Origin of the sequence: Winogradskyella ouciana, from assembly GCF_009709615.1 — a bacterium.
GTDB classification, from domain to species: domain Bacteria; phylum Bacteroidota; class Bacteroidia; order Flavobacteriales; family Flavobacteriaceae; genus Winogradskyella; species Winogradskyella ouciana.
Map to the genome: position 1 here is coordinate 483,180 of NZ_WJYA01000004.1, position 25,340 is coordinate 508,519.

Annotated in this window: 22 protein-coding genes; 15 read left to right on the top strand and 7 right to left on the bottom strand. The window is 36.3% G+C overall.

Going from position 1 to position 25,340, the window contains the following annotated elements:
* Nucleotides 1-38 precede the first annotated feature (38 nt).
* From F1003_RS06105 to surE, 5 genes are all read right to left on the bottom strand, one after another.
* Nucleotides 39-1,439 (bottom strand): pentapeptide repeat-containing protein, encoded by a 1,401-nt coding sequence (locus tag F1003_RS06105; protein WP_162306908.1) that lies wholly within the window; start codon nt 1,437-1,439, stop codon nt 39-41.
* A gap of 245 nt (nt 1,440-1,684) precedes the next feature.
* Nucleotides 1,685-2,194 carry a C40 family peptidase gene (locus F1003_RS06110; protein WP_155088323.1) on the bottom strand — a complete coding sequence of 170 codons (510 nt, stop codon included), beginning with the start codon at nt 2,192-2,194 and terminating at the stop codon, nt 1,685-1,687.
* 16 nt (nt 2,195-2,210) lie between these two features.
* Entirely contained in the window at nt 2,211-3,332 is a 1,122-nt protein-coding gene (lpxB, locus tag F1003_RS06115) for a lipid-A-disaccharide synthase (RefSeq protein ID WP_155088324.1), read from the bottom strand.
* Nucleotides 3,332-3,619, bottom strand: a complete 288-nt coding sequence (locus tag F1003_RS06120; protein WP_155088325.1) for a hypothetical protein — start codon at nt 3,617-3,619, stop codon at nt 3,332-3,334. The genes lpxB and F1003_RS06120 overlap by 1 nt, the downstream gene beginning before the upstream one ends.
* Nucleotides 3,612-4,385 carry a 5'/3'-nucleotidase SurE gene (gene surE, locus F1003_RS06125; protein ID WP_155088326.1) on the bottom strand — a complete coding sequence of 258 codons (774 nt, stop codon included), beginning with the start codon at nt 4,383-4,385 and terminating at the stop codon, nt 3,612-3,614. The genes F1003_RS06120 and surE overlap by 8 nt, the downstream gene beginning before the upstream one ends.
* A gap of 169 nt (nt 4,386-4,554) precedes the next feature.
* Between surE and F1003_RS06130 the strand changes: the two genes are divergently transcribed.
* Both F1003_RS06130 and F1003_RS06135 read left to right on the top strand, forming a co-directional pair.
* Nucleotides 4,555-6,729, top strand: coding sequence for a carboxy terminal-processing peptidase (locus tag F1003_RS06130; RefSeq protein WP_155088327.1), 2,175 nt, complete (start codon nt 4,555-4,557; stop codon nt 6,727-6,729).
* Between the two features lie 9 nt (nt 6,730-6,738).
* Nucleotides 6,739-7,833 carry an ABC transporter permease gene (locus F1003_RS06135; protein ID WP_155088328.1) on the top strand — a complete coding sequence of 365 codons (1,095 nt, stop codon included), beginning with the start codon at nt 6,739-6,741 and terminating at the stop codon, nt 7,831-7,833.
* 4 nt (nt 7,834-7,837) lie between these two features.
* Here F1003_RS06135 and yihA read toward each other — a convergent pair whose 3' ends face one another.
* Both yihA and F1003_RS06145 read right to left on the bottom strand, forming a co-directional pair.
* Nucleotides 7,838-8,455 (bottom strand): ribosome biogenesis GTP-binding protein YihA/YsxC, encoded by a 618-nt coding sequence (yihA, locus tag F1003_RS06140; RefSeq protein WP_155088329.1) that lies wholly within the window; start codon nt 8,453-8,455, stop codon nt 7,838-7,840.
* A 93-nt stretch (nt 8,456-8,548) separates the two neighbouring features.
* Entirely contained in the window at nt 8,549-9,313 is a 765-nt protein-coding gene (locus F1003_RS06145) for an alpha/beta fold hydrolase (protein ID WP_155088330.1), read from the bottom strand.
* A gap of 285 nt (nt 9,314-9,598) precedes the next feature.
* Here F1003_RS06145 and mraZ point away from each other — a divergent pair, with 285 nt between their 5' ends.
* The 13 genes from mraZ to ftsZ all read left to right on the top strand — a co-directional run bounded on the left by mraZ (nt 9,599) and on the right by ftsZ (nt 25,268).
* Entirely contained in the window at nt 9,599-10,069 is a 471-nt protein-coding gene (mraZ, locus tag F1003_RS06150) for a division/cell wall cluster transcriptional repressor MraZ (RefSeq protein WP_155088331.1), read from the top strand.
* Complete coding sequence (gene rsmH / locus F1003_RS06155) at nt 10,056-10,952, top strand: 16S rRNA (cytosine(1402)-N(4))-methyltransferase RsmH (protein ID WP_155088332.1); 897 nt, start codon at nt 10,056-10,058, stop codon at nt 10,950-10,952. Before mraZ ends, rsmH begins: the two co-directional genes overlap by 14 nt.
* A gap of 83 nt (nt 10,953-11,035) precedes the next feature.
* Entirely contained in the window at nt 11,036-11,356 is a 321-nt protein-coding gene (locus tag F1003_RS06160) for an FtsL-like putative cell division protein (RefSeq protein WP_155088333.1), read from the top strand.
* 57 nt (nt 11,357-11,413) lie between these two features.
* Nucleotides 11,414-13,372 carry a penicillin-binding protein gene (locus tag F1003_RS06165; protein ID WP_155088627.1) on the top strand — a complete coding sequence of 653 codons (1,959 nt, stop codon included), beginning with the start codon at nt 11,414-11,416 and terminating at the stop codon, nt 13,370-13,372.
* Complete coding sequence (locus F1003_RS06170; RefSeq protein ID WP_155088334.1) at nt 13,369-14,832, top strand: UDP-N-acetylmuramoyl-L-alanyl-D-glutamate--2,6-diaminopimelate ligase; 1,464 nt, start codon at nt 13,369-13,371, stop codon at nt 14,830-14,832. Before F1003_RS06165 ends, F1003_RS06170 begins: the two co-directional genes overlap by 4 nt.
* Nucleotides 14,833-16,074: a phospho-N-acetylmuramoyl-pentapeptide-transferase gene (gene mraY / locus F1003_RS06175; protein ID WP_155088335.1), complete on the top strand. Its 1,242-nt coding sequence runs from the start codon at nt 14,833-14,835 to the stop codon at nt 16,072-16,074.
* Nucleotides 16,074-17,405, top strand: coding sequence for a UDP-N-acetylmuramoyl-L-alanine--D-glutamate ligase (gene murD / locus F1003_RS06180; protein WP_155088336.1), 1,332 nt, complete (start codon nt 16,074-16,076; stop codon nt 17,403-17,405). Before mraY ends, murD begins: the two co-directional genes overlap by 1 nt.
* A gap of 85 nt (nt 17,406-17,490) precedes the next feature.
* Nucleotides 17,491-18,687, top strand: a complete 1,197-nt coding sequence (locus tag F1003_RS06185) for an FtsW/RodA/SpoVE family cell cycle protein (RefSeq protein WP_155088337.1) — start codon at nt 17,491-17,493, stop codon at nt 18,685-18,687.
* Nucleotides 18,687-19,823, top strand: coding sequence for an undecaprenyldiphospho-muramoylpentapeptide beta-N-acetylglucosaminyltransferase (murG, locus tag F1003_RS06190; protein ID WP_155088338.1), 1,137 nt, complete (start codon nt 18,687-18,689; stop codon nt 19,821-19,823). The genes F1003_RS06185 and murG overlap by 1 nt, the downstream gene beginning before the upstream one ends.
* On the top strand, nt 19,820-21,229 hold the full coding sequence (gene murC, locus F1003_RS06195; protein WP_155088339.1) for a UDP-N-acetylmuramate--L-alanine ligase: 1,410 nt from the start codon (nt 19,820-19,822) through the stop codon (nt 21,227-21,229). The genes murG and murC overlap by 4 nt, the downstream gene beginning before the upstream one ends.
* A complete protein-coding gene (locus F1003_RS06200) occupies nt 21,219-21,938 on the top strand; it encodes a cell division protein FtsQ/DivIB (RefSeq protein WP_155088340.1) in 720 nt (239 codons plus the stop codon). Before murC ends, F1003_RS06200 begins: the two co-directional genes overlap by 11 nt.
* Nucleotides 21,939-21,941: 3 nt before the next feature.
* Nucleotides 21,942-23,273, top strand: a complete 1,332-nt coding sequence (gene ftsA / locus F1003_RS06205; RefSeq protein ID WP_155088341.1) for a cell division protein FtsA — start codon at nt 21,942-21,944, stop codon at nt 23,271-23,273.
* A gap of 66 nt (nt 23,274-23,339) precedes the next feature.
* Nucleotides 23,340-25,268, top strand: coding sequence for a cell division protein FtsZ (ftsZ, locus tag F1003_RS06210; protein ID WP_155088342.1), 1,929 nt, complete (start codon nt 23,340-23,342; stop codon nt 25,266-25,268).
* Nucleotides 25,269-25,340: the final 72 nt, after the last annotated feature.

A 25,340-nucleotide genomic window follows, 5' to 3' on the forward strand; every position in this document is an offset into this window, starting at 1 on the left:
ATGAGTTACTAATATAGAAATTTCTATGTAATCAAAACTCAAATAAATTTTACAGTAATCAATTTAAGCCGCTTATCATTTGAATAGTTTAGGTCTTCTGGCCAACCATCAAAGCCAAAATCATAAGAACCATTTTTTAATTTTAGATATCCTGTTATTTTACGATACAAATCATGAGTAACAATTTTTTTAAAATTGAATGTTATTTTTGGGTTATTGTTTGTTATTTTGTAAGCTTTATTCTTTTCATTTTCATTAACAAAAAAGGAGTCAAGAGTAAAATGATTAATAAGAACCTTTGATGTTTTACAATTTAGAAATGAAATGTGTGAAAGATTGGTAAATGCTATAATTGCATTATTGAAATTCGATTTTTCAAAAATAATGTCACTAAATCTTACTAGGCTTAAATTGGTATTTTCAAAGTTCATCTTGTAATATATACACGTGTTTACATTATCATAAAGGTCATCGTAACTGTAATTTCTGCCTCCTTGTTTATTTTTGACATCGATTACGTCTAACTCAACATATTTTTCATCACTGAAAATAAAATTATGCCCTGTAGTCGAAAATGTACGATTTCCTCTGGTTTTATCTTCAATATATTCAAAAGGAATAGGGTCTGTGTTTCTTCTAAAATGACAACCTACTAGTGACCCATGTGCGAAATTCACATTGTTAAATCGACAACCTATAAATGTTGAAAAGTGAATTTTAGAATTTTCAAAATTTGTGTTTGTAAGAGTATTATGGTGAAAAAGGCTTTCCTGTATTTCAGTCAGTATGAAAGTTGTGTAATTTAAATTAGTGCTTTTGAAAATTACATTATTTAATTTTGCTTTGTTAAAACTTGGAAAAGATAAATCAATATCGAGTATTTTATTTTCGATGGTGACACCTTCTAGGTCAGAATAATTAAAGTTTCCTTTTCTAAAAATTATTCTTAATGTTTCTTTGCTTAGATCAGAGTTAATAAGGAATAAAAGTAATTGACCTCTCTCTGGGCTTAAATAGGTTTGTTCATTCTTAGAATTGGATAGAAAATTATAAGGTTTAAAAGCATGAGATAATGCTATTGCTCTATTTAATGTGTTTTGACTTAAACTCTTTGATTTGCTGTCTTTTTGATTTGTTAATTCTTCGTCAATTTTATCGATCAAACTGTTAAAAAGAATATTTAGGCTACTCTTTCTGTCTGCGTCCAACAGATTGGATTGTAATTCAATATTCTTGTTTTGGGTATCTATTAAACTGTTTTGATTTTCAACTAGGGCGTTTTGTTCTATACTAGCTTCTTTTTGCAAATCAGTTATTTCATTTTGCTTTTCAAAAAGTATATTCTGATTCCTAATAAGATCATTTTGTTCTTTTGAATTATCAACTTGTTTTTGTAGCAAAGTGTCTTGTCTAGTGAATATTTCAAGTTGTTCACTCATAATGTCCGTTTGTCTTTTCATTACAATTACCTGGAGAATAATGGCAATTCCTCCAATCACGGAAATCAACAAACCAATTACCTGAAATAAGCTTTGTCTTTTGTTTGATTTAGGTGAGGACTCTTTAAGCGAGGAAATTTCCTTTTGAGAATTTTTGGCTAATTCTTTCCAGTATTTTATTGTTCGTTTATCTCCAGACATCTAGCGTGTTAGTTTTCAGTAAAATAAAAACTAAATATAAGAAATTACAGGACACGCCTAGCCTGTACAAAAGCAAAATACCAATACTTTTCTGCTAAAGACGAAATCATAACACCTCTACTTGTTGAGGCATGTATAAATTCCACATTCCCTGTACGTACATTGGTAACAATGCCGACATGGTTGACTTTTCTGCTGTTTTTCCTAGTAGCAAAAAATACTAAATCTCCTACGTTTACTTCTTTAAGGTCTATCCAATCTCCAAAGCTTTTTAAATCAGATGTCGTACGAGGAACAGAAATGTTGTTGTCAGTAAATGATGTATAGATCAAACCAGAACAATCCATACCACGCTTTGTAGTGCCACCATATTTATAACGTGTACCATTGAATTTTTTAGCGTAATTAGCGATGGCTTCAGCTTCTTCTGAAGGTTTAGTGTTAGTATTAACCTTTACCGTATGTGTTTGCCTTTTTTTACTGGAATAGTTTTTTTTGGATTTGCAACTGCTAGCAATCATCACTAAAAGCAGTATTGGTAATAGTCTTTTCATTTGTAGGATTTGGAATTTAGTTTTTGTCATTTGAAATTTTTGAAACAATCAACTTAGCCGCATTCTCACTGGCACCTTTACCTCCTAATTTTTTCTCTAATTCATAATAATCTAAAAAGAGTTGCTCGCGCTTATCGGAGTGTAAGATGGAAGCCAGTTCTTTCTTTAAACGTTTTTTATTAAGGTCTCCTTGTATGAGTTCAGTAACCACTTCTCTATCCATGATTAAATTTACCAAAGAGATAAATTTTAAGGTGATAATGCGTTTGGCAATTTGGTAAGAAATCCAATTGGCTTTATAGCAAACCACTTGCGGTACTTTGTAAAGCGCAGTCTCTAAAGTCGCTGTACCAGAGGTTACCAAAGCGGCATTTGAAATGCTCAACAAGTCATAGGTTTTGTTAGACACAAAACTCACATTACTCTTTTTGATAAACGTTTCGTAAAACTCAAAATCCTGACTAGGTGCACCAGCAATTACAAACTGATAGTCTTCAAAATCATCAACCAAACTCAGCATTACTCCAAGCATTTTGGTGATTTCTTGCTTTCTACTGCCTGGTAAAAGCGCAATTATGGGTTTTGTGCTTAAGAGATGAGTTGTTCTGAATTCATTTTCGTCAATTTGAGGCCGATCTGCAATGGCATCAATTAAAGGGTGGCCAACAAAATTTACATCATAACCGTATTTTTTATAGAATTCCTTTTCAAATGGAAGGATACAGTACATGGCATCAATATCGCGTTTGATCTTCTCAACACGACCAGCTCTAGAGGCCCAAACCTGTGGCGAAATGTAATAATGTGTTCTAAAATTATGCTCCTTTGCCCACTTGGCTATTCTGAGATTAAAACCTGAATTATCAATGAAAATAATCACATCAGGCTGAAACGATTCAATATCTTTTTTACAGAACTTTATATGACCAGAAATTTTTCTGAGGTTAAAAATGACCTCCGCAAAGCCCATAAACTGGCGCTCTTTATAATGCATCACCAATTCACCACCAACAGCTTGCATTAAATCACCTCCCCAAAATCTAATGTTGGCTTTATCGTCTTGTTGAAATAAAGCCTTCATAAGATTAGAGCCATGTAAATCGCCCGAAGCTTCGCCAGCAATGATGTAGTATTTCATTAATTAAAAAATTTAATGATCATGGTTACTATAAAAATTAGCAACGTAGCAATGAGCACACCTTTTGCTCGGTTATCTTGATTTTTCTTTAGAAATAGAAAAAAAGCACCAAGATTCAACAAGGCTCCAATACTCATAAGTTTGGTTAAGGTACCACTCGCAATAGCTTGCTGTATGACTTCGCCCCAATTATCCGACTTTCCAAAAATCTGTATGGCAAAAATCAACCCAAACACTGCAGCAATAACACCGACTACAAATCCAATGATAATGTCTTTTTTAGTCATTTAGTTTCCAGGTATTAATATTTTGAATGCTATGATGTGCCGTTAAATCAAATTGTACAGGAACAAGAGAAACATAGCCATTCGCCAAAGCCCATTCATCCGTATCTTCGCCTTCGTCCATATTTACAAATTTACCGGCTAACCAGTAATAATCGCGTCCCATTGGGTTGGTACGCTTATCAAATTCCTCTACCCAATTAGCACGTGCCTGGCGACAAACTTTAATCCCTTTAATGTCTTTTTTGTCGAGATTTGGTAGGTTAACATTTAATACGACTCCATCAGGTAAACCATGCTCCAAAACTTGTCTTGTAATGGTTTCAACAAAGGGTTTGCAATGCTCAAAATTGGCATTCCAGTTGTAGTCTAAAAGCGAAAACCCAATCGCAGGAATCCCTTCAATGCCTGCCTCTAAAGCAGCACTCATGGTGCCAGAGTAAATCACGTTAATTGAGGAATTAGATCCATGATTGATGCCAGAGACACAGATATCTGGTGTTCTGTCCAAAATTTCCCTAACCGCAAGCTTTACACAATCCGCAGGTGTGCCAGAGCAACTATATTCGGGTTGTTTACCGTCAATATTCACCTTTTCAATGTACAATGTGTCGTTAACGGTTATGGCATGTCCCATACCACTTTGAGGGCCATCTGGCGCAACAACCACAACATCTCCAATCTTTCGCATAACGGAAATTAAGGTCCGCATTCCTGGCGCTGTAATACCATCGTCATTTGTCACTAAAATTAAAGGGCGTTTAGACATAGGTCTTATCTTTTTTATGATTGGGTAAAAATACTAAAAAGCTAAAGAACGTAGGGTAACTACACCTTTAACAAAAAATTAGTGCCTTGTTTTTTTATGGCACGGTTTTTTCTTCTATTTTAGTGAATTATTGAAGCCTACTTCACTATTAATATTAAAATTTGAAAGAATGAAAGGGAATTATAAATTTTTATTGCTGGCGTTATTAATAGCCTTTGCCTCATGTAGCTTTACAAGCAAAACTTTTGACGATCCGGATAAGGACAAATTACTTATACAACTGATTACTTACGTATTGGAGCAAGGGCATTTTAACCCTCAGGACATAAATGATGATTTTTCTGAAAATGTGTTTGAGGATTATTTAAATCAGCTCGACCCATTTAAGCGTTACTTTTATGAGTCTGACATCAAGGAATTTGAAGCTTACAAGCACCAGTTAGACGATCAGATAAAAGCATATGATGTGTCTTTCTTCAGTCTTACGCACGAGCGTTTGTTACAGCGCATAGAGGAATCAAAGAAAATCTATAATGATATCTTGAGTAAACCTTTTGATTTTTCAAAGGATGAAACTTATTCGTCAGATTATGACAATTTAGAATACGTATCCAATAAGCGCGAGATGAAAGAGCGTTGGAGACAGCAACTCAAGTTTTCGACTATTGCTAACTATGATGATGCTATAGCACAACGCGATTCAAACTTAGAAGCAAACAACCTGCCGGAAAGTGTATTTTCTGCTGAAAATGAAAAATCAACAACTAAAGAGAAGAAATCTCTAGAAGAAATTGAAAAAGAAGCAAGAGAAGCAACGAAACGTTCACTTGACGAGCTTTATGACTTTATTGATGATAGACAGCGTAAAGATTGGTTTGCCGTTTATATCAATGCCATTGTTGAAGAATTCGATCCACATACGTTCTATTTTGCACCAGAGGATAAAGATCGTTTCGATGTGGCTATGTCTGGTAATTTTGAAGGTATTGGAGCAAGGCTTCAAAAGAAGATGGATGCTATAATAGTTAATGAAATTATTAGCGGTGGACCAGCATGGAAGGCCAATGAGCTTGAAGTGGGAGACCAAATCATGAAGGTGAGACAAGAGGATGAAGAAGCGCCAGTTAATATTGTAGGTATGCGTTTAGATGATGCCATTAAGTTAATTAAGGGCCCTAAAGGCACAACGGTTAACTTAACGCTGAAAAAAGTAGATGGTACTATAGAAGAAATCGCAATAACAAGGGATATTGTAGAGTTGGAAGAAACCTACGCTAAATCTTCAACCGTTATTAAAGATGATAAGAAATTTGGTGTGATCAACTTACCTAAGTTCTACATCAATTTTGAGGATTACAACAAACGAAACGCAGCTTCGGATATAAAGCAAGAGATTATTCGTCTTAAACAGGAAGGTGTTGAAGGTTTGGTATTAGACTTAAGAAACAATGGTGGTGGTTCACTACAAACTGTAGTTGATATCGCTGGTCTGTTTATTGAAGATGGCCCAATAGTACAAGTTAAAACAACTGGAGAACCTAAAGAAGTTCTTAAAGATAAAGATAAAGCGATTATTTGGGATGGGCCTTTGGTAATTTTGGTAAATGAACTGTCGGCTTCAGCTTCAGAAATTTTAGCGGCAGCAATGCAAGATTATAAGCGTGCGATTATTATAGGTAGTAAACAAACCTATGGAAAAGGTACAGTGCAAAACGTATTGGATTTAAATAGAATGGTGCGCAACAACTCAAATGGAGATATGGGAGCTTTAAAGTTCACGACTCAGAAATTCTATCGTGTCAATGGTGGCTCTACACAGTTAGAAGGTGTTAAGAGTGATGTTGTAGTACCAGACCGTTATAGTTATATTAATATAGGCGAAAAAGATCAAGAAAACCCATTGCCTTGGGATAAAATTGATGCTGTGGATTACGAACTATGGGGGAATTATTTCGATTACGATACGACCATAGAAAAAAGTAAAGCACGTATGGCAGCTAATGAGCAGTTAAAGCTTATCGATGCCAATGCACAATGGGTAAAGAAAATTAGAGACCGTGAAATTTATTCCTTGAATTATGAAGATTATAAAAAGGAAATGGAGCTTAACGAAGAAGAAGCAAAACGCTTTGAGAAACTGTCAGAGTATAAAACTGACTTAACGTTTAGCTCATTGCCTTATGAAATTAAACTAATGGAAAAAGATTCGGTTTTAAAAGAAAAACGCAAGCGTTGGCATGTAAGTTTGGCTAAGGACGTTTACATCGAAGAAGCATTAAATGTGCTTAATGATTTAAAAATGACTTATGCTATTAAGAACAATGTCGCGGATGTTAAGAATTAAAAAACCTTAATGGCAAACCAAAACAACTCACTAACAAGTTTAGCGCTTCAAAAGTTTAAAAAGAACTTTTGGGGCGTTTTTAGTTTTGGCATTATTGTTTGTATTGGGTTGATTTCCATTTTTGCCTATCTCTTTGCTCCAGACGCTTCAAAGAATGCTAACCAAATGCATTTGTCAATTCATTCAAAATCCCCTGGGTTTGAAGTGGAAATGCTAACAATCCCATCTGGTGTTGAGTCTGACCAAAACTTTTTATCAAAGCTGTTTTTTGGCAAAGTAAATACGGACACGGAAATTCCAATTCAGTCTTATGAGGTAAAAGGAAATAGACTTCACTACATAGAGTATGCTTCAGATGGATTGCAAGGCATGGAGAAGCAAATAGAATTGAATCGATTTCCTAACTCAGATTATAAAAAGTATTTAGACAATAGAAGTTTTGTTTTCGGTACGGACAAGTATGGAAGGGATTATTTGAGTCGTATTCTAATTGGTTCTCGCATTTCATTTTTTATTGGATTTATTGCGGTGTTTATTTCCTTGGTTGTAGGTTTGCTAATGGGAAGCCTTGCTGGTTACTATGGTGGAAAGGTAGATAATATAATTATGTGGATTATTAATGTGACTTGGTCTATTCCTACATTATTATTGGTAATAGCCATAACATTGGCATTGGGAAAAGGCTTTTGGCAAGTCTTTATAGCTGTAGGTTTAACTATGTGGGTTGAGGTTGCCAGAGTCGTAAGAGGGCAAATTATCAGTGCTAAGGAAATGCAGTATGTCACAGCGGCAAGAGCTTTGGGATATAACGATTACCGAATTATCACTAAACATATTTTGCCAAATATTTTTGGGCCGTTAATTGTGATTTCAGCAGCCAACTTTGCCGCAGCTATCTTAATTGAAAGTGGATTGAGTTTTCTGGGAATCGGAGCACAACCACCAATGGCAAGTTGGGGAGCGATGATAAAAGATCATTATAATTACATCATATTAGGTAAACCATATTTAGCAATGATTCCAGGACTGTGTATAATGATCTTGGTAATGGCGTTTATGTTGGTTGGTAATGCATTACGAGATGCTTTGGATGTGAAAACATAGAGGTTTATTGATTCCTCAACTGCTCAATCTCCTCATTAGTTGCTTTAATAAAGTTTAAAACGTCTTCCTGTCCAATTTTTTTACTTGAAGAAGTAATAAAGTATGGTGGTAATTCTTCCCAAGTTTTTAATAATTGCTGGCAGTAGTCTTCTACATATCGCTCAATGGCCTTAGGTTTCAATTTGTCAGCTTTTGTGAAGATGATACCAAAGGGTATTCCGCTTTCACCCAAATATTGAATAAACTCTAAATCGATAGGCTGAGGTTTGTGCCTGATATCCACCAACACAAATGCGGAAACCAATTGTTGACGCTGCTCAAAATAATTGGTAATAAACTTCTGGAATTTCTTTTTTGAGGTTTTAGACACGCGCGCATAACCATAACCAGGTAAATCTACTAGATACCAACTGTCATTAATGATAAAATGATTAATAAGCTGTGTTTTACCAGGTCTGCCAGAAGTTTTTGCCAAACTTTTTCGGTCAGTTAGCATATTTATTAATGAAGACTTCCCGACGTTACTCCTCCCTATAAAGGCATATTCAGGTATAGGATTCTTAGGACATTTTGCCACTTCAGAATTACTAACAACAAATTCAGCTGATTTTATTTTTCCCATTTTTTGTTCCCACGAAAGTGGGAATCTTTTTAAATTAAACTCTATTTTTTTACATTGATGTTCCCTTCCATTTGGGAAGGGTTAGGGATGGGCTTAAAACCCTCGTTTCTCAAGCCAAGCATTCAAAATTTTATTGAATTCCTCAGGATGCTCCATCATAGCTGCGTGCCCACATTTATCGATCCAAAACAAATCAGAGTCAGGTAAAAGTTCATGGAATTCCTCTGCAACTTCAGGTGGAGTTACACTGTCATTTTTTCCCCAAATAATGCATGTTGGTGTGTTCATATTGGGTAGATCCTTTGCCATATTATGTCTTATGGCACTTTTGGCAATGGCCAGTGTTTTAATAAGTTTGTTTCTGTCGTTTACGGTTTCATAAACTTCATCAACAATTTCCTTGGTGGCAACCGCAGGATCGTAGAACACGTCTTGTGCTTTCTTTTTTATGACTTCGTAATCACTGCGCTTGGTATAACCACCACCCATGGCACTTTCGTAAAGTCCAGAGCTACCTGTAATAATAAGTGCCTTAACTTTTTCAGGATACAATTTGGTGTGGTATAAACCTATATGACCTCCTAATGAATTTCCTAACAGGATAACTTCATCAAAGCCTTTAAACTCAATAAAGTCTTTAAGGTAATTAGCAAAACTTTTTACGTTGGTCTTTAATAGTGACATCGTATAGATAGGGAGCTCAGGAATAACGACTTTATAACCATTATTACTAAAAAAATTGGTAACAGAATCGAAATTACTCAATCCGCCCATTAATCCATGAAGCACTATAATCGGTGTGCCTTCTCCTACTTCAATATATCTATAATCCTTTTCTTTTATTAAAAGGTGTGCCATCTATAAAGTTAGTGCTTAGTGTTAAAAACAAATATAACTAAATCCTTTTTAAAACAAATAGAATTATTGGCTTTCAATTCGTTTCATTTTGTAATGATAACGCTTAATCTGTTGATAAACAAAACATGCTGAATAATGTGAAGTGTTCTGATTTTAATGGGCTTACAAAAAGATAGGAAAACTTGAAATTCAAAACTTATCAACAAAAGTGGGAGATCGTGGTAAAATGTGGTAAAATTTTCAATATATTTGAATTTCAATCGTTAAAGTGGGAAATCAAGGATATTGAATTCATTTATTGGAACATACGAGTGTAAAGCTGATGCCAAAGGAAGGTTAATGATTCCTGCTGTGTTGAAAAAGCAGTTGTCAGCCGCATTGCAAGATGGTTTTGTGCTCAAGCGAGCTGTGTTTCAGCCATGCCTAGAGCTCTATCCTATGGCAGAATGGAACAATCTAATGGCCAAGGTGAATAAGCTTAACCGATTCAAAAAGAAGAATAATGACTTTATAAGACGATTTACTGCAGGTGTTAAAGTGGTAGAGGTTGATAATGCAGGCCGACTATTAATCCCAAAAGATTTAATTGGTTTTTCTGGTATTACAAAAGAAGTAGTGCTGGCCTCTGCGGTTAACATTATTGAAATCTGGGATAAGACAAAATACGAACAGGCTATTGATGATGCGGCTTCAGATTTTGCAGATCTAGCTGAAGAAGTGATGGGACAAGATGATGATGACAATGGAATATCATAATGCAGTACTACTTAAAGAAACCGTTGATGGCTTGAACATAAAACCAGATGGAGTTTATGTAGATGTCACGTTTGGTGGAGGAGGCCATAGTAGGGAGATTTTATCCAGACTTGGGCCGAACGGTAAACTCTATGCTTTTGATCAAGATAAGGACGCGTTGTCCAATACCATTGAAGACGATCGGTTTGTTCTCATTAATGAGAATTTTAGATATATAAAAAGGTTCTTAAGATTTTATGGAGTAAAGGAAGTTGATGGTGTATTGGCAGACTTCGGAGTCTCATCACATCAGTTTGATGTTGCAGAACGTGGTTTTTCAACACGTTTTGAAGCGAAGCTTGATATGCGAATGAACCAAAACAGCAAGCTGTCTGCTTTTGAAGTGATTAATAATTATGAAGAAGAGCAGCTTAGGGCAGTGCTTTATCAATATGGAGAACTGAGACAAGCACCAGCTATGGCAAGGGTAATTGTTTCGGAGCGAAAAGTAGCACCAATTGAAACCAGCGAGCAATTAAAGGTGGTCTTGAAACAGTTTCTAAATCACAGGAAGGAAAATAAGGTATTGGCTCAAATTTTTCAAGCCATCCGAATAGAAGTGAATCAAGAGATAGAGGTGTTGAAAGAATTGCTTTTACAGATGCCAGAAATATTGAAAGTTGGTGGGAGATTAAGTTTTATATCGTACCATTCTTTGGAGGATAGGCTGGTAAAACGTTTTATAAGAAACGGCTTGTTTGAAGGAGAGCCTGAGCGTGATGTCTTCGGAAATTTTGAAGTGCCATTAAAAAAAGTGGGCAAATTAATAGTGCCATCAGCATCAGAAATAAAAAACAACAATAGAGCACGGAGCGCAAAGCTTCGTATTGCTAAGAAGATATAATATAATGTCACACTGAGCGCAGTCGAAGTGTTTTATTAGAATAGAACAAATTAAAAGAGATTCCTGCCTATGCAGGAAGTAGCATGAAGAAAAACATCTACAGCATATTACGTGGAAAGTTTCTAATCAGTGATGATTCGTTTAAAAATTGGCGCATCATCATTTTTATTTCGGCATTGGCCATTGTAATGATTGCCAGTTCGCATAGTGCAGACAAAAAAGTGCATGAAATTGCAAGACTCACTAATGAGGTAAAGGAATTAAGGTCAGCATTTGTAGATGGACGCTCAACATTGATGCGATTAAAAATGGAGTCAACCATTATAAAAAAAGTGGCGGAAAAGGACATTAAGATTTCTGAGATTCCCCCAACAAAAATTAGAGTAAGATCACAACAAGAATAAACTTTGGCAACAACAGAAACCAACATATTAAACAGATTGTACTTCGTAGCAGGCTGCATGTTTGTCTTTGCGCTTGCTGTGGTGTTTAAGTTGTGTACTATTCAATTTATCCAAGGAGATGAGTACAGGGAATTGGCCGAAAAACGAACAGTCAAGGATTTCGACATAGAGCCCAATCGAGGCAATGTATATTCAGCAGATGGTAGTTTATTGGCGACTTCCATTCCAAAATACGACATAAGAATTGATGCGATACAGGCAAAGGATCCAGTGTTTGAAGAACACATAGGTGCATTAGCAGATTCACTTTCGGTTTATAAAGGAAAGCCAGCATCTTACTACAAAAACATCATAAGAAAAGCACGCCAAAACAAGAACAGATATTTCCTCTTGGCCAGAAATATTAGCTATTCAGATTATATAAGAATGCGGAACTTCCCGTTGCTTAATCTTGGAGCAATAAAGGGAGGCTTAATTGTAGAACAAACCACAAGACGTGAGCATCCTATGGGTGAAATTGCTGCACGATCAATTGGTTATGAGCGTTTTGACGAAGATGGCCATGTAAGCAGGGCAGGTATCGATGGTGCTTTTGGTGAAAAATATTTAAGAGGTGTCAAAGGAAAACGTTTAAAACAAAAAATAGGAAATGGGCAATGGAAACCAATTGCCGATTTTGACCAAGTTGAACCGCAGGATGGCTACGATGTCTATACGACGATTGATGTTAACATTCAAGATATAGCGCACCATTCGCTTCTAGGTCAACTTGAAAAATATGAAGCAGAACATGGTTGTGTTGTGGTTATGGAAGTAAAGACCGGTGAAATAAAAGCTATAGCTAACCTAGCTAAAACATCAAAAGGAACCTACTACGAGAAAAGAAATTATGCTGTGTATGAGTCTCACGAGCCAGGCTCAACGTTCAAGGTTATGGCCATGATGGCTGCTCTTGAAGATAAGGTTATAGACACTTCTACGGTTATCGATACAAAGAATGGACGAAAATACTTTTATGGTCGCGTAATTAATGATTCTGGTAATGGTTATGGGAAGATATCGGCTGCTAGAACCTTGGAAGTATCCTCTAACATTGGTTTGGCAACCATTATTGATGAAAACTACTCAAAAAACCCTAAGAAATTTATAAACCACATTAAGCGATGGAAGCTAAACGATTCCTTGGATATACCAATTTTAGGTGAGGGTATTCCCAATATACCTGAGCCAGGTAAATCTAACTGGAGTAAAAATGCTTTACCATCAATGGCTTACGGCTATAATTTAACAATTACACCATTGCAATCGCTAACATTTTATAATGCCATTGCCAATAAAGGTGAAATGATAAAACCTCGCTTTATTAAGTCCGTAAAATCCTTCGATAAGGATATTGAAGTGTTTAAAAAGGAAGTCTTGGTCGATAAGATATGTTCAGATAAAACTTTGTCAGAAATACAGGATATTCTAAAAAATGTAGTGATTCGTGGGACGGGAAAACGTATGTATTCCGAAACGTTTTCCATGGCAGGAAAAACTGGTACAGCCAGAACGGACTATGCTAATTATGAAGAATGGAGAAAGGACAGAAAGTACATTTCATCTTTTGCAGGTTACTTTCCGGCTGACAATCCAAAGTATTCTTGTATTGTGGTAATCCATAAACCAAGCACAGAAGTTGGATACTATGGAGCAGATGTTACAGGTCCAGTTTTTAAACGTATTGCCCAAAAAATATACACAGATACACCGATTATAGATGAAGTAAAAACTTTAGACTTTAATAATAAAGTGGTTGATGAAGATTTTGAAGACTACTATGAAAACGCCCGTAAATACAAAGAGTTAATGCCAAGTGTCATTGGCATGCCTGCAATGGATGCAATAGCTCTACTTGAAAATCTTCAGGTTAACGTAAAAGTTAAGCTAAAGGGCAGCGGCATCATAAAAGCACAGTCTGTTGAAAGACATCAGAAATTAAAGCCTAACCAAACCATTGTCTTAGAAGCATCATGATGATATTAAAAGACATATTGTACAAGGTTACTATTAACGCTGTGGTTGGTAGCACAAGTATTTCTGTCAATAAAATAGAATTCGATTCGCGCCAAATCAAAAAGAATGATGTTTTCGTAGCCATATCTGGCACAATTACAGATGGTCACAAGTTTATTGAAAAAGCCATTGCTGATGGAGCAATTGCTATAGTGTGTGAAACACTCCCTAAATCTCTAGAAGAGGGGGTGACCTACATAGAAGTGGCTAACTCTAACCAGGCATTGGCATATATGGCGGCAAATTATTACCAGCATCCATCAGAAAATTTAAAACTGATTGGAGTCACTGGGACTAATGGCAAGACTACGGTTACAAGTTTACTGTATCAGCTTTTCAAGAAGGCAGGATATAAGGTTGGGTTATTATCTACAGTAAAAGTTATGGTAGATGACAAAACCTTTAGAGCCACACATACCACCCCAGATTCATTGACAATCAACAAGTATCTTAAAATGATGAATGACGAAGGCGTGGAATTCTGTTTTATGGAGGTGAGTTCTCACGGCATTCATCAAAGTAGAACGGAAGGCTTAAAGTTTGCTGGTGGAATCTTCACCAACCTTTCACATGACCACCTAGACTATCACGACTCGTTTGCGGAATACAGAGATGTAAAAAAAGCATTCTTTGACGGATTGCCTAAGGATGCATTCGCCTTATCCAATATGGATGATAAGAATGGTTTGGTAATGCTTCAAAATACAGTGGCTAAAAAATATACCTATGCCCTAAAGAATTATTCGGATTACAGAGCGCAAATTTTAGAAAACGAATTTGGAGGCTTACTTCTTAAAGTTAATGATAATGAATTGTGGACGCGCTTAATAGGAAGCTTTAACGCCTATAACATCTTGGCAATTTACGGAGCAGCCGATTTGTTGGGATTAGAAAGCGAAGAAGTTTTAAGATTAATAAGCGAGTTGGAAAATGTATCAGGACGCTTTCAATATTTTATTTCCGAAGAGAAAATCACAGCTATTGTGGACTATGCGCATACACCAGATGCCTTAAAGAACGTATTGGAAACCATAAATAACATTAGAACCAAAAACGAAGAATTGATTACGATTGTTGGTTGTGGCGGAGATAGAGACAAAACAAAGAGACCAAAAATGGCGCATATCGCATCAGCTTTGAGCACTAAGGTGATTTTTACAAGTGACAATCCACGTAGCGAAGTCCCTGAAACCATAATTGAAGATATGGAAAAAGGTGTTGAGCCACAGAATTTTAAAAAGACCCTGTCAATAACAGATAGAAAACAAGCGATTAAAACAGCGTGTCAAATGGCAGAAGCCAAAGATATCATCTTAATAGCTGGTAAAGGACACGAAACCTATCAAGAGATCAAAGGAGAGCGCTTCGATTTTGATGATTATAAAATAGTACGAGAATTTTTAAAACAATTACAAAAATAGATGCTGTATTATTTATTTGAATATTTAGAACAACAGTTTCAATTGCCAGGCGCAACACTTTTTGGGTTCCTAACCTTTAGGGCGGCTATGGCTATCATTTTGTCATTGTTGATTTCTACAATATATGGTAAACGCATTATAAGATTTTTACAAAGACAGCAGGTAGGAGAGACCATTCGTGATTTGGGATTAGAAGGACAGGTAGAAAAAGCAGGTACACCAACCATGGGTGGAATCATCATCATATTAGCAACTCTGATTCCTGTGTTGCTTCTGGCTAAGCTAGAAAATATCTACATCATACTGCTCATTATAACCACCCTTTGGATGGGAACAATTGGATTTATTGATGATTATATCAAAAAATTCAAAAATGATAAAGAAGGTTTAAAAGGAAAATTTAAAGTATTGGGTCAGGTCGGACTGGGTTTAATAGTTGGACTAACACTCTATTTTCATGAAGATGTAACGATTAAAGAAGAACTACCACTGCAAGAGCAAAGGGTTTTGCTAGCTGAAAACCCAAATTTACCGGAAGCACAATTGTTCGATGTGGCAGAAAAATCGACCAAAACAACAATTCCTTTTGTCAAGAACAATGAGTTTGATTACTCAGATTTAATAACATGGATTAGTCCAGATTTAGAACAATATGCCTGGATTATTTTCATTGTGGTAAGCATCATCATAGTTACGGCAGTTTCTAACGGAGCCAATCTTACTGATGGAATCGATGGCTTGGCTGCAGGCACATCGGCAATTGTTGTACTAACTCTAGGAATTTTTGCCTGGGTTTCTGGTAACATCATATTCTCTCAGTACTTAAACATAATGTATATCCCAAAAGTTGAGGAAATCACCATTTACATCGCAGCATTTGTGGGTGCTTTGATCGGGTTCCTTTGGTACAATGCGTATCCAGCACAAGTGTTTATGGGTGACACAGGAAGTTTAACCATTGGTGGAATCATTGCTGTAATCGCCATCGCAGTTAGAAAAGAGTGGTTAATTCCATTGTTGTGTGGCATTTTCTTGGCTGAAAATTTATCGGTAATGCTACAGGTGAGTTATTTCAAATACACCCGGAAGAAATATGGTGAAGGTAGGCGGATTTTTAAGATGTCGCCTTTGCATCATCATTATCAAAAATCAGGATATCACGAAAGTAAAATAGTCACACGATTTTGGATTATTGGCATTTTGCTAGCCATTATTTCGATAGTGACATTGAAAATTAGGTAATGAAAAAATTGGTGATTCTTGGTGGTGGAGAAAGCGGAGTAGGAACAGCACTTCTAGGAAAAGCAAAAGGATACGACGTATTTGTTTCAGATAGAGGAAAAATTAAAGAAAAGTATAAAGACGTTCTTTTAAATAATGAGATTGAATTTGAAGATGAACAGCATACGGAATTAAAAATTCTGAATGCAGATGTCGTTATGAAGAGTCCTGGTATACCAGATAAAGTGGCTTTGGTGAAACAAATTCGCGAAGCTGGTATAAAGGTGGTTTCAGAAATTGAATTTGCTTCAAACTATACCGATGCAACTTTGGTGGCAATTACAGGGAGCAATGGTAAAACAACGACGGCAACCTTAACGCATCATTTACTTAAACAAGAATTAGATGTTGGTTTAGCCGGAAACATAGGTGACAGTTTTGCGAAGCAGGTTCTAGAGAAAAATCACGACAACTATGTTTTGGAAGTCAGCAGTTTTCAGTTAGATGATATTCATTGTTTCAAACCTAAAATTGCGGTTTTAACCAACCTTACACCAGATCATTTAGATCGATACGACAATAGGTTTGAAAACTATATCGCTTCAAAATTTAGAATTGTAGAAAATCAAACGGAAGACGATTTTTTCATCTATGATGCAGATGATGAAGTGATTTTAGAATGGCTTCAAAACCATCAAGTTCAATCCAAAAAACTGCCTTTTTCATTGACTAAAGTCATTGACCAAGGCGCATATTACAAAGACAATAAGATAATAATAACAATAGATAACAATCAAATCATTATGCCAACAGAAAACATAACATTAGAAGGTAAACATAACGTTAAAAATGCAATGGCAGCTTCTACTGTGGCGCATTTATTAAAAATTAGAAAGCAAACCATTCGCGAAAGCCTGGAGAACTTCCAAGGAGTGGAGCATCGATTGGAGCACGTGTTGAAAATCAACAAAGTGCAATATATCAATGACTCTAAAGCGACCAATGTCAACGCGACTTATTTCGCTCTAGAAAGTATGGATGCGCCTACGGTTTGGATTGTTGGTGGAGTTGACAAGGGTAACGACTATAAAGAATTGTTTCCGTTTGTTAATGAAAAGGTAAAGGCAATTATCTGTTTGGGTGTGGATAATGGAAAGTTATTTGAGGCTTTTGGTAATATGGTCGATGTTATTATTGAAACACAGTATATGAGCGAAGCGGTTAAAATAGCATACAAATTGGCAAACGCTGGTGATAATGTGCTGTTATCACCTGCTTGTGCAAGTTTCGATTTGTTCGAGAATTACGAGGATAGAGGTCGTCAATTTAAAAATGCGGTTAGGAATTTATAAAAGAATACTTGGTGACTGAGGTTCTAGAAATCACCATAATTTTAGGTTAGAAAGCCTTAAGAGCCTCAGCAATCATATAAAAGGAATGCAAAACATATTCAAACAAATAAAAGGAGACAGAGCCATTTGGGCAATAGTTACCCTATTGGCTATTTTTTCCTTTTTACCTGTTTATAGTGCGGCAAGTAATCTGGCTTATGTGGGAGGTATAGGAAGTACGTTCTCTTATTTCGTAAAGCATTTTATGCATTTAGCACTTGGTTTTGCCATTATCTATGGTATTCATAAAGTGCCTTACAAATACTTCAGAGGATTATCAATGATAATGGTGCCTATTGTTATTGTTCTTTTGGCCATCACAATGTTACAAGGAACAACTATTGAAGGTGCTAACGCAAGTCGCTGGATTCAGATTCCTGTGGTTGGTGTTTCTTTTCAGACCTCTACCTTGGCGGCAGTGGTATTAATGGTTTATGTAGCACGTTATCTGTCTAAAATTAGAGATAAAGATATTAGCTTTAAAGATACAGTCTTACCACTTTGGGCACCTGTATCTTTAATTTTATTACTCATTTTACCAGCTAATTTTTCGACAACTGCTATCATATTTACTATGATCATGATGTTGGCGTTTATTGGTGGTTATCCCATAAAATACCTTGCGATTGTCATAGGGACAGGTTTGGTGGCACTGACCATGTTTATTTTAGTGGCTAAGGCATTTCCAGAGCAAATGCCAAATCGTGTAGATACTTGGATGAGTCGTATTGAGAATTTTGCCAATGGAGAAGATACGGAAGCCGATTATCAAATTGAAAAAGCAAAGATCGCCATTGCTTCAGGTGGCATTCAGGGAGTAGGACCTGGAAAAAGCGTTCAAAAGAACTTTTTACCACAGTCCTCCTCTGATTTCATTTTTGCCATCATCATAGAAGAATATGGATTGTTAGGTGGTATGTTTCTATTAGTGCTGTATTCATGGTTGTTATTTAGAATAGTCATCGTATCTCAAAAATCAGATACCATTTTCGGGAAATTATTGGTTCTGGGTGTTGGCTTGCCAATTGTATTTCAGGCATTAATCAATATGGCAGTTGCCGTAGAGTTATTTCCTGTTACGGGTCAAACCTTACCGTTGATAAGTAGTGGTGGAACATCGATTTGGATGACATGCTTAGCCATTGGGATAATTTTAAGTGTTAGTGCCAAGCGCCAAGAAATTAAAGATAAGGAATCAACGGAGGATGTAAATCCACTGGACATATTAAGCGAAACAATTTAATGAGTAACTATAAATTCATATTGTCAGGAGGCGGAACAGGAGGTCATATCTATCCTGCCATCGCTATTGCAAATGAATTAAAATCGCGCTACCCGAATGCCGAATTCCTATTTGTTGGTGCCTCTGACCGAATGGAAATGGATAAAGTGCCTCAGGCTGGTTACAAGATTGAAGGCCTATGGATTTCTGGAATTCAAAGGAGATTGACATTAAAAAACCTGGCATTCCCCTTTAAGCTAATGACAAGTTTGATGCGCTCTAGAAATATCATTAAAACCTTTAAACCAGATGTGGTGATTGGTACAGGTGGCTTTGCAAGTGGACCATTGTTACAAGTGGCAACATCTAAAAACGTGCCTAGTTTAATTCAAGAGCAAAATTCATATCCAGGTATTACCAATAAACTATTGGGAAAGAAGGTAGAGACAATTTGTGTAGCTTATGAAGGTTTAGAGAAATTCTTTCCGAAGGAAAAAATAAGAGTAACTGGCAATCCTATCCGAAAGGATTTATTAGAAGTAAAGAGTAAGCATATTGAAGGTAAGGATGCGTTTACCCTTATCCACAGTAAACATACACTCTTGGTATTGGGCGGAAGTTTGGGTGCTAGACGAATCAATGAACTTGTTGAATCAAATCTCGAGTTTTTTGAAGCTCAAAATGTTCAAGTGATTTGGCAATGTGGTAAACTCTATTATGACAGATATAAGCAATATAATGAGCTAAAACATGTTCAGGTGCATGCATTTTTAAATAATATGGATATGGCTTACGCAGCAGCAGATGTTATCATCTCAAGAGCTGGAGCGATTTCAGTTTCAGAATTGTGTATAGTAGGTAAGCCGGTGATATTCATTCCGTCACCAAATGTGGCTGAGGACCACCAAACCAAGAATGCAAAGGCCGTTGCAGATAAGAATGCCGCAATTTTAATTAAGGAAGGAGACTTGGATACAGAGTTTGAGAATCAATTTTCAGAATTGATAACAAATGAAGAAAAGCGAAAAGAATTAAGTAAAAATATTGAAACATTGGCACTTGTAAATGCTACCAATGACATTGTTGATGAAGTTGAGAAATTATTGAATAAAGCCCATCTTACGTCTTCCCAAAGGGAGGAAACCCAAAATGCATGAATAAAAAGGATAAAGAAAATATAAGCAATCGTGATAAAGCCCTTCCTTCTGGGAAGGGTTTGGGATGGGCTTCTAACGTCTATTTTATCGGTATCGGAGGTATCGGTATGAGTGCTTTGGCGCGTTATTTTGTGGCCAACGGAAAACAGGTAGCGGGTTACGACAAAACTCCGAGTGAGATCACCAAGACCTTACAAGATTTAGGTATAGAAGTTCACTTTAATGATAATGTTTCCCATATAGACTCAAAATATTTAAACCCAGATACTACTTTGGTGGTTTATACACCAGCAATTCCAAAAGACCATTCCGAGTTAGGCTATTTCCGCACAAATGGTTTTCAGGTTTTGAAACGTTCAACAGTTCTCGGTGAAATTACAAAACAAACAACCTGTTTAGCGGTTGCCGGTACGCACGGCAAAACAACAACGACGAGTATTTTAGGACATTTATTAAAGGAGTGCGATGTGCCTGTTACTGCTTTTTTAGGTGGCATCAGTGAGAATTACAATTCAAACTTAATCCTAAATGGAACCGAAGTTACGGTTGTGGAAGCAGATGAATTTGACCGTTCATTTTTAACCTTATCTCCAGACTTAGCCTGCATCACCTCAATGGATGCAGATCATTTAGATATTTATGGAGATGCTTCAGAATTGGTAAAAACATTTGAAGATTTTTCAAAATGTGTTAAGGCTAACGGAAAGCTGTTCGTTAGAAATGGATTGCCATTAGATGGTATTACTTATGGCATAGAGGACTATTCAGATTATAGTGCACAAAACGTAAGAATAGAAAATGGAAGTTACGTGTTCGATGTAAGGACACCTAACGGATTATATAAAGATTTCAAATTTAACCTACCTGGTAGACACAATCTGTCGAATGCAATAATAGCCTTAGCGATGTCTGTAGAATATGGACTCCCTCATCCGCAGCTCGCTAAGGGATTAGCATCTTATAAAGGCGTAAAACGCAGGTTTACCTATCAGATTAAAACGGATGATTTTGTGTTTATCGATGATTACGCACATCACCCAGAAGAAATTAATGCCGTGCATCAGGCGGTTAGAGAAATGTATCCAAGTAAAAAGGTGTTGGCGATTTTTCAACCACATCTTTATACAAGAACGCGTGATTTTGCAGATGGTTTTGCTGAAAGTCTTTCAAAATTTGACGAAGTAGTGCTCTTGGACATTTATCCAGCTAGAGAGTTGCCTATTGAAGGAGTGACTTCAAATTGGCTATTGGAAAAAATTAAAAACCCAAATAAAAATTTGATTTTAAAATCAGAATTAATTAATGAAATAAAAACATCGGATGCTCAAATAGTTTTAACATTGGGAGCAGGAGATATCGGAGAAGAAGTTAAACATATAAAAGAAGCCTTTAGTATTGCAAATTAATTATAACTACATAAAAATCATTGGTTTACTGTTTTTGGTGGTTGGTTTATTTGCATTTTCAAAACACAGAAACAGTAATAGAAACACCTCTGAACCAATCATTAAATTCTTTGGAGAAAACAAATTATTCATTACCGAAGCAACTGTTAGTAAATTGTTAATACAAAATCAACAGTCCGTTACGGGACAACCTAAAGAAATTATAGATTTGAACGAATTAGAAACTGCCCTAAATTCTAATCCAATGATAAAGAAAGCAGAAGTGTTTATGTCAGTGAACGGTGAGCTTTCAGCAGAAATTGAACAAAAACGACCTATTGCACGAGTCAATACAAATGCATCATATTACATTGATGATGAAGGATCATTTATGCCATTGTCATCTAATTATGCAGCAAGAGTACCATTAGTTACTGGTAGTGTTAAGAAAAATGATTTAGAATCGGTTTTTCAATTTGCCAAGACTGTAGATGAGGATGAGTTCTTAAAAAAACATGTCATTGAGATTCGTCAGAACGACGATAAAACCATTGATTTTAAAATTAGAAAAAGTGATTTTGTTGTTCATTTAGGAACATTGAATCAGTTAAAAAAGAAGATAAATAATTTTAAGGCCTTTTATCAAAAAGCTTTAAAAGACAAGATATTAGATAATTACAAACTTGTGAATCTCAAATTTGATAAGCAAGTGATTTGCACCAAAATATAGGCTATGGACAAGCATGACATTTCGGTAGGTTTAGATATAGGAACCACAAAAATTGTGGCCATGATTGGTCGTAAAAACGAGTACGGTAAAGTTGAAATAATTGGTGTTGGCAAATCCAAAAGTATGGGTGTGCATCGAGGTGTTGTAAATAATATTACACAAACCATACAATCTATTCAGCAAGCAGTGCAAGAAGCAGAAGCAGCGGCATCTGAAAAAATTGAAGAAGTAACTGTTGGTATAGCAGGTCAGCATATCCGCAGTTTACAACATAGTGATTACATCACACGTGCTAATTCTGAGTTGGTAATTGATGAAGCGGATATCGATCGCTTAATCAATCAGGTGCATAAGTTAGTGATGCTTCCTGGTGAGGAAATTATTCATGTATTGCCACAAGAATTCAAGGTTGACGGTCAGGCAGAAATCAAAGAACCAATTGGCATGTATGGCGGGAGATTGGAAGCTAATTTTCATGTCGTTGTTGGGCAAGTGTCATCCATCAGAAATATTGGGCGCTGTGTAAAAAGTTCAGGTTTACAACTTGAAGGTATTACACTCGAGCCATTGGCCTCTGCAAACGCGGTACTGAGTCAGGAAGAAAAAGAGGCTGGTGTAGCATTGATTGATATAGGTGGCGGAACTACAGATTTAGCGGTATTCAAAGACGGAATTATTCGTCATACAGCTGTGATTCCATTTGGTGGTAACGTTATTACCGAAGATATTAAAGAAGGCTGTTCAATCATTGAAAAGCAAGCAGAGCTCTTAAAAATAAAGTTTGGATCAGCCTGGCCAGGTGAGAATAAGGATAATGAAATTGTATCTATTCCAGGATTAAGAGGAAGAGAGCCTAAGGAAATCACATTAAAGAACTTGTCTAAAATCATTCATGCTCGAGTGGTTGAAATTATAGAACAGGTATATGTAGAGATAAAGAATTATGGCCACGAAGAACAAAAGAAAAAACTAATTGCGGGAATTGTATTAACTGGAGGTGGAAGCCAGTTAAAGCATTTAAAGCAATTGGTAGAATATATCACTGGTATGGATACCAGAATAGGTTATCCTAATGAGCATTTGGCAGGCGATAGTGATGACGATATTGCAAGTCCGTTATTTGCCACAGCAGTTGGTTTGGTAATGGATGGCTTAAAGCGTCAAGACAGAAAGCGAGCAGAAGAATTAGAAGAAGAAATGCTTAATACAGCAGAGACGGAACGCGGTGCAGATACAGAACCAGAAGCAGTTGTTGAAGAACCCAAGAAAGAGCGTCGTTCATTTTTAGATAAGTTAACCGAACGTGTTAAAGAGTTTTTGGATAACGCTGAGTAGCGCTAAGACGAATGTAAAATAGAAATTAATTAATCAAGAATATAAAATCCCATAATCTCAAAAAATATGAGTAATAGCAACGAATTTGGAAACATCTCATTTGATTTGCCTAAGCATCAATCTAACGTTATTAAGGTGATTGGTGTTGGTGGAGGTGGTAGCAATGCCATAAATCATATGTTTCAACAAGGTATCAAAGGTGTTGATTTTGTGATTTGTAATACAGATGCACAAGCACTTCAAAATAGTGGTGTTCCAAACAAAATTCAATTAGGAGTTAACTTAACCGAAGGTTTAGGAGCTGGTGCCAACCCAGATGTTGGTGAGCAAGCCGCTGTTGAAAGTTTGGAGGATATCCGCAGAATGTTAGATACCAATACCAAAATGGTGTTTATTACTGCTGGTATGGGTGGTGGTACAGGTACAGGTGCTGCACCTATCATTGCCAAGATGGCAAAAGAACTGGATATTCTCACGGTTGGTATTGTTACCATGCCATTTCAGTTTGAAGGTAAAATGCGTAATGAACAAGCGCAGCGTGGTATTGAAAACTTGCGTGGTCATGTAGATTCGTTAGTGGTAATAAACAATAATAAACTACGTGAGGTTTACGGAAATCTTGGGTTTAAAGCAGGATTCTCAAAAGCTGACGAGGTGTTATCTACGGCATCAAGAGGAATAGCTGAAGTTATAACACATCACTACACACAAAACATTGATTTACGTGATGCTAAAACAGTTTTAAGTAATAGTGGTACGGCTATTATGGGATCGGCTACAGCTTCTGGTCAGACTAGAGCCCAAGAAGCTATTATGAAAGCGCTGGATTCGCCATTATTAAACGATAATAAAATTACAGGTGCCAAAAACGTATTGTTGCTCATCGTTTCTGGCTCACAAGAAATAACTATTGATGAGATAGGTGAAATTAATGATCATATTCAGAATGAAGCTGGTCATGGAGCAAACATCATTATGGGTGTTGGTGAAGATGAATCTCTACAGGAGTCCATTGCTGTAACTATTATTGCTACAGGTTTTAATCTAGATCAACAGAACGAGATATCAAACACTGAGACCAAAAAAGTTATTCATGCTTTAGAAGAAGATGTAGCTGAAGAGTTAGGAGTTCAAGAAAGAGATCCTGCAATCATTACACCAGATATAGTTTTAGAAGAGAAAAAAGAAGAACCAGTAGTGAAGCACTTATTGGTTGATGATGAGGAAGCTGAAAAAGAAGGGAATAACGGTATGAATATCATCCCTACTACAGATTTGCTTAGAAACATGCATGTGATTTATGATGAAGTTTTAGATTCTAAACCTCAGATGGATACAGAGCCCGAAGAATTTGTAATCACTCCTATTGAAAACAAAGCCGAAGCTATTGATATAGAACCAGAGGAAGAGCAAATTACACTAACATTTGATTTGCCATTGTCTAGCACAAAACCTGAAACAGAGGAAGAACCGGAATCTGGTGAAGAAAAAATGTTTTTTAGCTTAGATGAAGACGTAAAGGATATAAACGTTAATGAACCTGTTGAAATCATTTCTGTAACAGAGGTGAATGAAGAAGGCGAAAAGCGTTATGCCTTAGATGATTTTGAAACGTTTGAGTCTTCAATGAATACAAATACAAAAGAAGCTGAAGTAAAAGAAGAAGTTGTTTTTGAAAAGAAAACACTTCCTGTTGAAGATACAGATGAAATTACTGAGGATGAGATTGATCCTATGAACAGTCCAATTTCTGAGCTCATTAAAGCACGTGCCGATGAGCGCAGAAAGCACATGAAGGATTTTAACTATAAGTTCAACACAGCTAAAATAGATGAAATAGAAAAGGAACCTGCTTACAAAAGACAAGGTGTTAACTTAGAGGATGCACAGCATTCATCAGAAACCAACGCTTCTAGAATGTCTGTCGGTACAGATGATAACGACGATATTCAGTTAAGAAGTAACAATTCATTTTTACACGATAACGTAGATTAATAGCAAATTTAAGTTAAGTGTTTACACACTATTGTCAAAGCCCAAAAAGTTCCTCAATCTTTTGGGCTTTTT